The organism is Streptomyces cyaneus (assembly GCF_004028635.1).
Lineage (GTDB): Bacteria > Actinomycetota > Actinomycetes > Streptomycetales > Streptomycetaceae > Streptomyces > Streptomyces cyaneus.
Genome location: NZ_ML138678.1, coordinates 1,549,416 through 1,562,296, shown reverse-complemented (window position 1 = coordinate 1,562,296; position 12,881 = coordinate 1,549,416). Strand labels below are relative to the sequence as shown.

The 12,881-nt window shown below is 71.6% G+C and carries 11 protein-coding genes; 3 read left to right on the top strand and 8 right to left on the bottom strand.

What is annotated here, in order from left to right; genetic code table 11:
• Positions 1–14: 14 nt before the first annotated feature.
• Positions 15–452 carry a nucleoside deaminase gene (locus EHO50_RS06950; RefSeq protein ID WP_128428869.1) on the bottom strand — a complete coding sequence of 146 codons (438 nt, stop codon included), beginning with the start codon at positions 450–452 and terminating at the stop codon, positions 15–17.
• Positions 449–1,267 carry an LLM class flavin-dependent oxidoreductase gene (locus EHO50_RS06945; protein WP_128428868.1) on the bottom strand — a complete coding sequence of 273 codons (819 nt, stop codon included), beginning with the start codon at positions 1,265–1,267 and terminating at the stop codon, positions 449–451. The genes EHO50_RS06950 and EHO50_RS06945 overlap by 4 nt, the downstream gene beginning before the upstream one ends.
• Positions 1,268–1,360: 93 nt before the next feature.
• Here EHO50_RS06945 and EHO50_RS06940 point away from each other — a divergent pair, with 93 nt between their 5' ends.
• Positions 1,361–1,843, top strand: a complete 483-nt coding sequence (locus tag EHO50_RS06940; protein WP_128428867.1) for an Lrp/AsnC family transcriptional regulator — start codon at positions 1,361–1,363, stop codon at positions 1,841–1,843.
• Positions 1,844–2,075: 232 nt separating this feature from the next.
• Positions 2,076–2,591: a GNAT family N-acetyltransferase gene (locus EHO50_RS06935; protein ID WP_342786898.1), complete on the top strand. Its 516-nt coding sequence runs from the start codon at positions 2,076–2,078 to the stop codon at positions 2,589–2,591.
• A 34-nt stretch (positions 2,592–2,625) separates the two neighbouring features.
• Here the strand turns inward: EHO50_RS06935 and galE are convergent, their stop codons facing one another.
• From galE to EHO50_RS06920, 3 genes are all read right to left on the bottom strand, one after another.
• Positions 2,626–3,606: a UDP-glucose 4-epimerase GalE gene (gene galE, locus EHO50_RS06930; protein ID WP_128428865.1), complete on the bottom strand. Its 981-nt coding sequence runs from the start codon at positions 3,604–3,606 to the stop codon at positions 2,626–2,628.
• Between the two features lie 63 nt (positions 3,607–3,669).
• Positions 3,670–5,310, bottom strand: coding sequence for a glycosyltransferase family 2 protein (locus tag EHO50_RS06925; protein ID WP_128428864.1), 1,641 nt, complete (start codon positions 5,308–5,310; stop codon positions 3,670–3,672).
• 298 nt (positions 5,311–5,608) lie between these two features.
• Positions 5,609–6,079, bottom strand: coding sequence for a MarR family winged helix-turn-helix transcriptional regulator (locus EHO50_RS06920; RefSeq protein WP_128428863.1), 471 nt, complete (start codon positions 6,077–6,079; stop codon positions 5,609–5,611).
• A 133-nt stretch (positions 6,080–6,212) separates the two neighbouring features.
• On the opposite strand from EHO50_RS06920, the gene EHO50_RS06915 reads away from it, so the two are divergent.
• Positions 6,213–6,626, top strand: coding sequence for an organic hydroperoxide resistance protein (locus EHO50_RS06915; RefSeq protein ID WP_128428862.1), 414 nt, complete (start codon positions 6,213–6,215; stop codon positions 6,624–6,626).
• Between the two features lie 38 nt (positions 6,627–6,664).
• On the opposite strand, the gene EHO50_RS06910 is transcribed toward EHO50_RS06915, so the two are convergent.
• The 3 genes from EHO50_RS06910 to EHO50_RS06900 are packed head-to-tail and all read right to left on the bottom strand — an operon-like array spanning position 6,665 to position 12,781.
• Entirely contained in the window at positions 6,665–8,296 is a 1,632-nt protein-coding gene (locus EHO50_RS06910) for a hypothetical protein (RefSeq protein ID WP_128428861.1), read from the bottom strand.
• Between the two features lie 50 nt (positions 8,297–8,346).
• Entirely contained in the window at positions 8,347–10,578 is a 2,232-nt protein-coding gene (locus tag EHO50_RS06905; RefSeq protein WP_128428860.1) for a bifunctional glycosyltransferase/CDP-glycerol:glycerophosphate glycerophosphotransferase, read from the bottom strand.
• A gap of 1 nt (position 10,579) precedes the next feature.
• Positions 10,580–12,781, bottom strand: a complete 2,202-nt coding sequence (locus EHO50_RS06900) for a bifunctional glycosyltransferase/CDP-glycerol:glycerophosphate glycerophosphotransferase (RefSeq protein ID WP_128428859.1) — start codon at positions 12,779–12,781, stop codon at positions 10,580–10,582.
• Between the last annotated feature and the right edge of the window lie 100 nt (positions 12,782–12,881).

The window sequence follows — 12,881 nt, the reverse complement described above, 5'->3', positions numbered from 1 at the left end:
GGCGCGCAGCCTCCTCAGCTCGGCCGGTAGTAGGCGTCGATGGGTGCGCGTGCCTCGTCGAACAGGGCCGGGCCGTCCTGAGGCACCGTCGGCCAGTCGCCCGACTGCGGGTTGAGTTCGACGAGTTGCTCGGTGGCGAGCGCGTAGACGACCCGGCCGAGGCCGGAGCGGACGATGCCGCCGCCGCACATGCCGCACGGCTGGCAGCTGGTGTACATGGTGGTGCGGGCAGCCGTGTCAAGGTCGAGTTCGCGGGCTGCCCAGCGGGCGAGCTTCAGTTCCGGGTGGGCGGTGATGTCGTTGTCGCGCCGTACCGTGTTGTGGGCCTCGGCGAGGATCGCGCCGTCCGGGCCGGCCAGCAGGGAACCGTACGGCGCGTCGCCCAGGGTGACCGCGTGGGCCGCGATGCTGATCGCGCGGCGCAGGAGGGTCTCGTCGCCAGAGGTGATCACTGTGGGGTCCTCCAGTGTGTGGCCACGGCCGTGAGCGCCTGCCAGGCCACGTGGGGCCGACGGGTCTCCTCCGGGTCTGCGTGGTAGGGGTCGAGTACGACGGTGTCCGCGCCGAGCAGGCGGAGCTGGTCGAGATCGCCGAGGATCTGCTCGAGGGTGCCGACACCGGCGGGCCGCTCGGGGTCGTCGACCGGTGTGCCGGTCATCCGCAGGGCGATGCGGGGCGCGAACGCCGGCAGCGAGTGGTTCGTCAGGACCGAGCGCATCAGGGGGAGGGGGAGCCGCAGCGGGTGCCAGGCGTCGCCGAACCTGACCGTGCGTCGGATCGCCGCCTCGCTGTGGCCACCGACCCAGACAGGTATCGGGGCGGCACCGTCCCCGCTCTCCGTGCGCCAGGCATCCCGCAGGGCACCCAGGTACTCGTCGGTCAGTCGGCCGCGCGCGGTGAACGGCACGCCGAGCGCGTCGAACTCCTGACGCGCCCAGCCGACGCCCACGCCGAGGACGAACCGGCCGCCGCTGAGCTGGTTGAGGTTGGTGGCCATCCGAGCCACCAGCAGTGGATGCCGGTAGGGCAGGACGAGCACGGTCGTGCCCAGCCGCAGCCTCGTGGTGAGGCCGGCCAGCCAGGACAGCGTGGTGAACGGCTCGTAGAACGGCTCCGGGTAGCGCTCGGCCACGTCCGGGGTGACGGTCACGTGGTCCGACACCATGAGGAGGTCGAAGCCGAGCCCCTCCGTGATCCGCGCCCATTCGCGCAGGACGCCGGGATCGGTTCCGGGCCCGAAGTTCGGTACGTTGACGCCAAGTTGCATGAGTCGAGGCTATGCCGGTGATCCCGGCACGGGGAACCGAATCTTCCCGGTGAGGGCGACGTTCTTCCGTGGTTCTGCCGGTAGTGTCGCGGCATGGCCGTGAACCTTGACGACGTCGACTGGGCGATCATCGGGCAGCTGCAACGGGACGCCCGCATCTCCCTCAGCGAGTTGGGGCGGCGCGTGAACCTCAGCTCGTCGGCCACCACGGAACGAGTGCGGGGTCTGGAGTCGTCGGGCGTCATCACGGGCTACCACGCCGTGGTCGACCTGGCCAAGGTCGGCTACCCCGTGCTCGCCGTCGTCCGGCTGAAGTACCCCGGCAACCGCCACCAGCCATTGCGCCGACTGCTCGCCGAACGGCGGGAGATCCTGGAGTGCCTGCGCACCACCGGCGACGACTGCTACACCCTGAAGGTGGCCGCGACCTCGATGGAGCACCTGGAGACCCTCATGGACGAGCTGGCCGGCTTCGGCAGCACGACCACGAGCGTCGTCTACAGCCAGACCCTGCCCTGCCGCGGCCCCGAGCGGCCCGACGGCCCCGACCGGCCAGACCGACCAGACCGGCCCTGACCAACAGCCGGGCCGTAGCCGCATTCCCGCAGGTCGGTAGCGCACTGCCGTCGCGGTCCAGGTGCAGCAGGCTGGCCGACAACACTCGCGGCCGACGTCAGCAGCCGCTCAGGGCGCAGCGCGATTTCGACGCATTCATCGCCGGTGCCGCCGCTGAGCGTAGTTGCGCTCCCGCGCCCCTCGACATTGCCCTCAGGAAAAGAACTTGGCCCGACCTGGGGCGCCTTGAAGAATGACAGCCATGCGGATTCGACGGGCACGGCCTGATGACGCGTCAGCGGTCGCTGGTGTTCGCGTGCGCTCCTGGCAGGCGGCCTTTGCCGGTCTTCTTCCGCGGGACTACCTCGACGCCATGGATCCAGGGCGCGAAGAGCCCGAATGGAAGACGCGTATCGCGGAGGCACAGTGGCCCTCGTCGGCGGTGCTGGTGGCCGAGACCGAGGTGGGAATCGTCGGGTTCTCGGGGTTCGGTGCGTCTCAGGAGGACCCTGCCGTCGCGGAGATCGGCACTCTCTACGCGATGCCGGAGGTCTGGAGCGCCGGGGTGGGCAAGCAGTTGATGTTGGCCACGTTGGCGGCCCTGAGGCAGGCCGACTATACGCACGCCACCTTGTGGGTGCTGGAAGACAATGAACGGGCCAGGCGCTTCTACGAGGCCTCCGGCTGGCGTGCGGACGGCAATGCCGTGGAGGACACCACCGGTGGGGCCTCGCTCAACAAGTTGCGTTACCGCCATCCTCTTGGCTGACCCGCTTGGCTGACCCGCTCAGCCGGCGCAAGGCTCAGCTCCGCGCCGCCCCCGGATGCACCCGCACCCACCCCTCCCAAGCCGAAGCGATCATGTCCTGGACGTCGTGCTTGGCCTTCCAGTCCAGCTCGGTAGCGATGCGGTCGGCGGAGGCGACGACGCGGGCCGGGTCGCCGGGGCGGCGGGGGGTGACGGTCGGGGGGCGGTCGTAGCCGGTGATGGCGTTGATCATGTCGATCATCTCGCGGACCGAGACACCCTCCCCACGGCCGATGTTGAGGGTGAGGGAGTGGCCGGGGGACGACTGCAGGGCGCGGGCCGTGGCCACGTGGGCCTCGGCCAGGTCGACGACGTGGATGTAGTCGCGGATGCAGGTGCCGTCGGGGGTGGGGTAGTCGTCGCCGAAGATGCGCGGGGGCGCGTTCTCCGTGAGCTTCTCGAAGACCATGGGGATGAGGTTGAAGACGCCGGTGTCGGCGAGTTCCGGGGCGGCCGCGCCGGCCACGTTGAAGTAGCGGAGCGATGCCGTCGACAGGCCCGTCGCGCGGCCCGTCGCGCGGACCAGCCACTCGCCCGCCAGCTTGGTCTCCCCGTACGGCGACATCGGCACGCACGGCGTCTCCTCCGTCACGAGGTCGACGTCCGGCATGCCGTACACGGCGGCCGAGGAGGAGAAGACGAAGGACGGTACGTCCGCCGCCGTCACGGCCTCCAGCAGGACGCGCAGGCCCTCGACGTTCTCCCGGTAGTAGTGCAGGGGGAGGTCGACCGACTCGCCGACCTGCTTCTTCGCCGCAAGGTGGACCACGCCGGTCACACCGTGGTCGGCCAAGGCGCGGGCGACGCGCTCACCGTCCAGGGTCGAGCCGACGACCAGCGGGACGCCGTCGGGCACCCGGTCGGCGATGCCGGTGGACAGGTCGTCGTACACCACGGCTTGCTCGCCCGCCTCGGTCATCGCCCGTACGACGTGCGCTCCGATGTAACCGGCGCCGCCGGTGATCAGCCAGGTCATGTGCGGCCGTCCCCTCGTCAGTGGGCCTGTGGTCGTCCGTGATCAGTGACGCCGGTGTCAGTGTCAGTGAAGCAGGCGTCGGAGTCTGCCGTGGACCACTGACATAACGCCCCGTAAACCCGGGGCCACGCGTAGTGCCAGCGCTCCCGAGTGTGTGGCGTATGGCTGTACGAGTACTACGGCGTGACGGGTGCTGACCACGGCGCGACGGCGCAGCAGACCGGCGCCCGAGAGGGCGTGCGCCGTGACCTCGCGGTGTGCGCCGCCTCGGAAGCGCACCCGTAGCCGCAGCTCCCAGGTGCCCGCCTCGAACGCGGTCCACTGGACTGCCGTCTCCGCCGACCAGATGCCGTCGGCCGAAGGTGTGAGCGTCACCGTCGTACGCCGAACCGTTGCGCGTCCCGTCTCCCGGCACCGCCACTCCACCTCCAGCGCCTCCGGTCCCGCGTGCGCGACCCGGCCGTACAGCTCGTGCAGGCGTAGCCGCAGGAGTGCGGCACGCGCGCGTGGGCGCAGTTCCGCGTCGACGGCGAGGGGGAGGAGGCGGACGGGGCGGGTCAGCAGCGGCTCCAGGGTGACCTCGGGCAGGTCGGCCGACCAGATGGGGGTGCCGTCCGGGGTGTGGGTGTAGGGAGGCAGGAGGCGGGCCGGGCGGGAGGCCAGGTCCCTGAGGCGGGGCAGGTCGCGGGGCTCGGGGGAGGACAGGACGACGCGGCCGATGAGGCGTCCGGGGGCGGTGGGGTTGTGGGCCCAGTCGGACGCGTCGTACTCCGCGAGGTACGCCCGCGTGTGTGCCCACCACGCGCGCTGGTAGGGCGGGTCGTGCAACCCCAACTCGCGTGCGTACAGCCGCAGTTCGTGGTCGAGGAACTTGGCGCGTGCCGCCCGTGCGAGTTCCTTCTGGCCGGCGCCCAGCAGGATGTCGTACGCCAGCCGGCTCGCCTCCGTGCGCGCCTGCCAGTTGGTGATGCCGGCGCGGTCCAGGGAGATCGACAGTCGGTCGGCAAAGCGCCGCACGTGCCAGACGTACACCCGGTCCGGGACGAGCGCGAGGCGCGGCCCGGCGGCGAGCACGCGCGCGGTGAAGACGAAGTCCTCGTAGAGGAAGCGGCCTTCGGGGAAACGGATGCCGTGGCCGCGGAGGAAGTCCGTGCGGTAGAGCTTGTTGACGCAGAGCGTGTCGTGGACCAGGCGCGGGCGCTGCGCAGGGCGCTCAAGCACGGCGTGCGCGGCGTAAAGAGGCGCCTGCCATGGCACCTCGCGCCCCTCGGGCAGCTCCCGCCGCACGCACAGCCCGCTCGCCACGTCCGCGCACGCCCCCCTCGCCGCCGCGAGCAGCGCGTCCACCGCGCCCGGCGGGAGTACGTCGTCGCTGTCCAGGAACATCACGTACGGCGAGGTCACCCGGTCGAGCCCGGTGTTGCGCGGGCTGCCGCAGCCGCCGCTGTTGACCCGGCGCCGGACCACCTTCACGCGCGGTTCGGTCGCGGCGAGACGGGTGAGCAGTTCCGCGCTCCCGTCCGTCGAGCAGTCGTCGACGGCGACGACCTCACGGACCACGGGACCCTGCGCCAACGCCGAGCGGACGGCCGTCGTCACATGCGCGGCGTCGTTGTAGCCGATGACGACGATGCCGACCTGTGGGGCGTGCGTGTCGTGAGGGGCGCGAGGAGCGTGAGGACGGTGAGGGGGGTGAGGGGACATGGGGGCCACGATCCGGAATCGCAGGAATGAGGGGTAATCACTCGTGAAGCGGGACTGGGCCCGTTCCGGAAGACGGCCGGAGCATGCGACCGGTTCACTCGCGGGCAGCGGCATTTCAGGGGGTACGCGGCCCGATCGTATGTCGGATGAACGCCTAATTGATGGTGATACGCCGCTAATGTCCAGCCCGGCTATGCACCCGCCCCGCCTTCGCCCGCGTCCGCACCTCACCTTCGCCCGCGTCCGCACCCCAACTACGGCCGCGCCCCACCTGCGCCCGCGCCCGCGCGGACGCCGCCTACTCCGCTGCCGCCTCCTCCACCGCCGCCGCATCCAGCGCCTCGGTGAGCTGATCCAGCCGTGCCCGCAGCTCGCGGATCTCGTCGACGTCGAAGCCCGTCGCCGTGGCGATCCGGCGCGGCACCTGAAGGGCCCGCTCGCGCAACGCGGCCCCCTCCTCCGTCAGCCGCACCTCCACCGAGCGCTCGTCGCGCGCGCTGCGCTCCCGGCGTACCAGTCCGGCCACCTCCAGCCGCTTGAGCAGCGGTGACAGCGTGCCGGAGTCGAGGCGCAGGTGTTCGCCGAGCTTCTTCACGGGCAGGTCGCCGTGCTCCCACAGCACCAGCATCACCAGGTACTGCGGATAGGTGAGCCCCAGGTCCTTCAGCACCACGCGGTAGACGCCGCCGAAGGCGCGCGACGCGGCGTTCAGGGAGAAGCAGATCTGCTGGTCGAGGCGGAGCCAGTCGGCTGTGGGCGTGGTCGTCATGCCTCCAGGGTAGCTCCTGTCCGTCATTTAGTTGTGTGCAATTGAATTGTGTGCTCTACTTGTGGTCGTGCGGCGGACCGATACACGCAAGGCCCGCCGCCCGTCACACGACTTTCGAGAGGGATGGTTTTCCATGGACGCGCTCTACACCGCTGTCGCCACCGCCACCCACGGCCGCGACGGTCGCGCCGTTTCCAACGACGGCAAGATCGACCTCAAGCTGGCCCCGCCGGTGGAGCTGGGCGGCAACGGCGAGGGCACGAACCCGGAGCAGCTGTTCGCCGCCGGTTACGCCGCCTGCTTCGGCAGCGCCCTCGGCCTCGTGGGCCGTCAGGCGAAGGTCGACGTCTCCGACGCCGCCGTCACCGCCGAGGTCGGCATAGGCAAGCAGGGCGAGGGCTTCGGTCTGAAGGTGACGCTGCGCATCGAGCTGCCCGACACCCTGGACGAGGCGACCGGCCGCAAGCTCGTCGAGACCGCCCACCAGGTCTGCCCCTACTCCAACGCCACCCGCGGCAACATCGACGTCGACCTGGTCATCGAGTAACCCCACCCCGAACCGACCGTCACCCGGTCCTGCGCCCCTCACCCGATCCGCGCCAACACCTCCCCCGTCCCTCGACTCCACGCCACCACCACCGCCTCCTCCGGCACCGTCTTCCACCGCGTCAGCAGCAGCCAGCGTGCGTGGTACCGCCGGGCGACGGCCGTGCGCTCGGCGCGGGTCGAGGTGTCGGAGAGGTAGGCGCGGACATCGGCGAGCCGACGCTCCCGTTCCCGCTCGTCCAGGGCGGGGTCGGGCCAGATCGGCGCGGCGAGGTTCGGCCCGTACCCGGGGATGGAGCGAGGGGCGAAGTGCCCGTCGGAGATCACCACTTCGCCCTTCCCTACGTGCCGTGCCGCCCAGGCGTACGACGGCCAGCGCGACGGCTGTTCGAGGCCGATCGGATCCAGCGCGCGCGGCACCACCGCCCCGCCCTGCACGGTGAGGAACCCGACACAGGCCCCGACGGCCGCCGCCCCGCCCAGCACCTGCCGCGCCCTGCCCCACGGCCGGGGCGCCGCCAGCTCCACCGCGAGCGCGAACTGCAGCGGCACCAGGGTGAGCCCGAGGATCCTGCCGTAGGTGTAGTGGCCGCTGACCCAGCCGTACGCCACGAACAGGCAGTCGAGGGCGAAGAGCAGCACCAGCGGATCCCGCCAGGAACCCCGCCGCCGGCGTAGCCACAGCGCCGGCAACCCCAGCAGCGCCAGCCAGAACTGCCCGCCGAGATGCTCGTACAGCCGCCGGTGCATCCAGTCCACGCTGTCGTCCCCGGCCAGCGCGAACACGTCGAAGTACGGCCAGCACCCGGCAACCAGCAACGCCGCCCCCGCCGCCACGCCCCACCGCGCGACCACCCCCCACCGCACGACCACCGCCCCCTGCACGGCCGCGGCGCCCCGCCACCCCCGCTGCCACCCGCCGACGAACGCCACCGCCCCCAGCACCGCCGCCGCCGCGGTGATCGGATGGATCAGCAGGACCAGCCCGTACAGCGCGCCGATCCCCGCGTACCCGGCGAACCCCGGCAGCCCGCTCGGCCCGACGTACCGGACGAGCCCCTCCCCGCGTGCCCGCGCCCCCGTGAGCGCCCACGCCCAGAAGGTGAGCCCGATGGCGAAGGCAGACGGATAGCCGAGGTTCCCCGTCATCGACAACAGGCTCAGATACCCGCTCCACCAGGCCCGCTCGGTCCCCCACAGCAGCGTCATCGCCCCCAGCGCGAGCACCGGCGCCCATGGCCTGGGCGTCAGCACCCGCACGAAGCGGCCGATGCCGGTCAGCAGCACCAGCAGGTTCAGCGGACCGGCCAGCCGCACCACCTCCCAGCCGCCCAGCCCGGTCAGCCGGGCGAACGCGCCCTGCGCGACCGCGTACGGCGAGTAGTACGGGCTGCCCGCGCCCGGCAGGTCCGCCATCGGATGGCGCGGGTGGAGCAGGTTCACCTTGAGGCGTTCGACGACCGCCGCGTGCTGACCCGCGTCACAGCACAGCGGCACGGCCCAGTACGCCAGCAACATCACCAGGAAGAACAGGAAGCCGAAGACCTGATACGGCGTCGGACGCCAACTGCGGCCGCCGCGCAGGGCACTCGCGCCGCGCACGGTCCTCTGGACGAGGACACCTACAGCGGCCGCAGTTCTGGTCGTGGAGGTTGTGTGGGTTTGAGGCATTTGCCGTATGTTCCCGATCGAGCCGGTCGGGTCAACGGCTTTACCTCACATCACCTCATCGAGTGAGCCCTCGCATCCGCCGGGGCCGGCACCCTCACCTCGCTCGGACGCTCCGGCATCGACTCACCCAGCAGCAACGTCCGTACGACCCGTTCCGCGGCCAACCCGTCGTCGAACTCGCAGAACCGCTCCCGGAACCCCGCCCGCAACCGCGCCGACTCCCCGTCCTGCCACGTCCCGGACGCGAACAGCCACGCCAACTCCCGGTAGGAGCGGGACACATGACCCGGCGCGTCCGCCGTGATGTCGAAGTAGGCGCCCCTGCTCGCCGCGTACGCCCCCCAGTCGTCGGCGTGGATCACGATCGGCCGGTCCAGGTTGGCGTAGTCGAACATCAGGGCCGAGTAGTCGGTGACCAGCACATCGGCGGCGAGCAGTACGTCCTCGACGTGCGGCTCGTTCGTCGCGTCGATCAGCACGCCCCGCCGGTGCAGATCGGCCAGGCCCATCCCGCGTGCCGTGCCCTGCGCCAGCGACGGATGCAGGCGCACGACGAGCGTGTGACCCGCGCCGAGGTCCGCGGCGAACCGGGCGAGATCGATCCGGTCGACATGGCCGCCCCGGCGGTACTCGCGGCGGGTCGGCGCATACAGCACGACGGTGTCACCGGCGGGCACACCGAGCCGCGCACGGGCGGCCGCACCGGCCTCCGGATCCGCGTCGACCAGCACATCATTGCGCGGGCTCCCCGTTCGCAGCGACGTGAAGTGGCATGGATACGCCCGCTCCCACACCAGCTCCGAGTGCCGGTTGGCCACCAGGCTGTAGTCCCAGCGGTCCGCGCGCCACAGCATCTTCGGCACGTCGAAGCCGTGCCGGGCGCCGGGCTTGGCCAGCAGGTCGGCCGCCATGTACTTGAGCGGGGTGCCCTGGTGGGTCTGGACGTGGACGCTGCCGGGGCGCTTGGTCAGGGTGCCGGGCCAGTTGACGTTGTTCACCCAGTACGTGGCCCGCGCCATGACCTCGTGGTAGCGCCGCGAGCCGGGCGTCACGAAGTCGGTGCCGGGAGGGAGCGAGTCGACCGCGTCCTCCTGGACGACCCACACACCCCTGATGTGCGGGGCGATCTCACAGGCCTTGGCGTGGATCGCCGCCGGATCGCCCAGCACCCCGCGATGCGAGAACGCCGAGTAGACGGCCAGGTGCGGATCGAGCGGAAGCTTCGACTGGGCCGCGTACCAGGCCCGTTGGGCCCGCTGCGAGGCCGCCCCCGTCACGCGCCGCTTGCCGGCCCCCGCCACCCTGCGCAGGTCGCGCAGAGAGCGAGCCACGGCGTACGACGCGTAGGGCGCCGTCGCCAGCAGCCGCATCTCCTTGCCGCGCCAGCCGTCGGGCGGGGTGAAGCCCTCCGGAAGGTGGCGGGCGTGGAAGGAGCGGATCTCACGGTAGAAGTCCGGCCGGTCCGCGGGCCTCACCCGGTCCTCCCGCGCCAGCACGAACAGCATGTGGTCCAGGGCCCGTTCGAACAGCAGCGGGCGCGCCCACGCCAGGTCCGGGCGCCCCTCCAGGAACGCGAACAGGCCCTCGTACTGCGGAAAGATGTCGAAGTGCCGCCGTCCCGGCGTCTTGGTGATCGCGCCCTGCCTGCGCTGCCGGTACTCGACCCCGATCCGCTCCAGGCAGGCGATACGGTCGGCCAGCACCATCGAGCGGTAGGTGACGGGCGCGTCCTCGTACAGGCCCGGCGCGTAGCGCAGCTCGTGCTTGAGGAGGAAGTCACGCCGGTACGCCTTGTTCCAGGCGACCAGGAACAGGTGCAGGTACTCCGGGCTCTCGCGGACGCTGAAGGTGCCCGTGCCGGCCGCGGCCAGCAGGTCCGCCGCCGTGCTGCGGCCGCCGCGGCCCCACCAATGGGTGCGTACGTGGTCGAAGACCAGGATGTCCGGGTCGTCGGTCGCCTCCAGACGTGCGGCGACGGCGGCCAGCAGGCCCGGTGTGTAGTGGTCGTCGCTGTCGAGGAACAGGGCGTAGTCGCCGCTCGCCTGCTCCAGACCGGCGTTGCGGGCCCGGCCGAGGCCGACGTTCTCCGGCAGGTGCAGCACACGCACACGTACGTCGCGTTCCGCGTAGGCGTCCAGGATGGCGGGGCAGCTGTCGGGGGAGCGGTCGTCGACGGCGATCACCTCGAAGTCGGTGTACGACTGCCCGAGCACCGAGTCGAGACACTCCCGCAGAAAGCCCTGCACCTTGAAGACGGGGACGATGATGCTGAAGCGGGGCACGTCAGTTCCTCACGAGGGTCGTCGCGGCGGGGGCGGGGATGCGCTCGGCCAGGGGGATCACCGGCGGGCTCGCCTCGGGCGGCTCACCGAGCAGCACCCGGCGTACGACCCGCTCGGCGGCGCGCCCGTCGTCGAACTGGCAGAACCGCTCCCGGAACGCGGCACGCAGCGCCCTGGCCTCCTCGTCCGCCCACGAGCCGTCGCGGAAGACGGCCGCCAGCTCGCCCGGCGTGCGGGTCACCCGGCCCGGCGGGGCCTCCATCAGGTCGAAGTAGACGCCCCGCAGCTCCCGGTAGACGTCCCAGTCGTCCGCGTACACGACGATCGGCCGGTCCAGATTGGCGTAGTCGAACATGATCGAGGAGTAGTCGGTGATCAGCGCGTCGGCGGCCAGGCACACGTCCTCGGACGAGCGGTGCCCGGTGACGTCGATGATCCGGCCGGTGCCGCGCGCGCCGCCCTGGTCGTAGAAGTAGTGGGCGCGCAGCAGCACGACGTACTCGTCGCCGATCTCCTCGCACAGCGCCTGAAGGTCGAGGCTCGACTCGAAGCCGGTGGCGTAATCGCGGTGCGTGGGCGCGTAGAGCAGGGCCTTCTTGCCCTCGGGGACGCCGAGTTCGCGGCGGATGCGGGCGACGTCGGTGGCGTCCGCCGTGTAGTAGACGTCGTTGCGCGGATAGCCGTACTCGAGGGTCTCGTGCGCGGCGGGATAGGCGCTTTCCCACATCTCGGTGGAGTGCCGGTTGGAGGTGAGGTTGTAGTCCCAGCGGTCGACGCGGGCCAGCAGTTTGGCGAAGCTGCCGGTCGCGGCCGCCACCACGGGGTACGTCGCCTGGTCGGCGCCCATCTTCTTCAGCGGGGTGCCGTGCTGGGTCGACAGATGCACGCTGCCCTTGCGCTTGACGACGGCGTCCGCGAAGTTCGCGTTGTTGATCAGGTACTTGGCGCGGGCCAGCACGTCCCAGTACTTGCGGCTGCCGATGACCGCGTACTCCACATCCTTCGGCACGGTGTGCGCCTCGTCCGCCTCGACCAGGAACACCGAGCGGATGTGCGGGGCGAGTTCGCGCGCCTTGGCGTGGATCGCGGCCGGGTTGCAGACGTAGCCGCGCCCCCAGTACGCGCAGTACACGGCGAGGTTCTGATCCAGCGGGCGGCGCAGCTGAAGCCGGTAGCGCAGCCGTGTGCGCAGCCCGCGCGGACGCGGCGCACCCGAGGCCGCCCGCGCCGCCGCCTGGTTGGCCCGGCGCAGCGCCCGGAACGCCGCGTACGCCCCGCTCGCCAGCAGCCGGTGCTGCACACCGAGACTGCCGCCCGGCGTCCGGAACCCGGCGGGGCGGTGCCGCCGGTAGAGCCTGCCCGCGCGCCGGAAGAAGGCCCGGCGCCCGCGCGGCAGCCGTCGCGGATGGGCGGCTGTCTTCAGTACGGCGGCGAAGAGCTGCTCGAACAGCGCCGCGCGCCGTTCCTCGGACAGCCCCTGCTCGGCCGCCCGCGTCAGCACCAGCTCGGCCTGGTCCAGCAGCTCGAAGTGGTGCTCCCCCGGCAGGCCCAGCCGGTTGCCCTGCCGCCGCAGCAGATGCCGTACGACGACCTGGCGCAGCACCGCCATCCGCTCGGCGCCCATCACCACCAGGCCACCGAAGCCGACGTCGGTGAAGTGGCCGTCGGGAAAGCGGAGTTGGCGCCCGACGAGGAAGGCCCGCCGGTAGGCCGCACTCCACGCGGGCAGCTGGACGCCCGTCAGCTCGACGGCCTCCTCGGGCGAGAAGACCCCACTCGGCGTCCGGGCCAGCACGAGCGCGGCCGGGTTGGTCGGCTCACCCACCCACCACGGCGTCCGCTCGTGCTCGAAGTGCAGGACATCCACGTCACCGGTCTCGCTCAGCCGGGCGTCCAGCGCCGCCAGCGCGCCCGGCATCAGCTCGTCGTCGCCGTCCAGGAAGAGCAGCCACTCACCGATCGCCGCCCGCACACCGGCGTTTCTCGCCCCGGCCAGCCCGGCCGCCGGCGGCGAGTTCACGGGCGCCACCCGGCAGTCCCGCTCGGCGTACCCGGCTGCGACGTGCGCCGCCGGGGAGTCGGCGGCGTCGCAGACCGGGATCAGCTCGAAGTCGCCGAAGGACTGGGCGAGGACCGAGTCCAGTGCCTGGGACAGCCGGCCCGCGACCCCATGGGACGGAACGATGATGCTGAAGCGGGGCATACTGCTCTTTCTGTCGTTGTTCTGGCGGCCTGGTTGTTCAAGAGGCCGGGGTCGGCCTCACTCGGTGCGACGACGGCCGGGCCGCCCGGCCGGGCGCCAC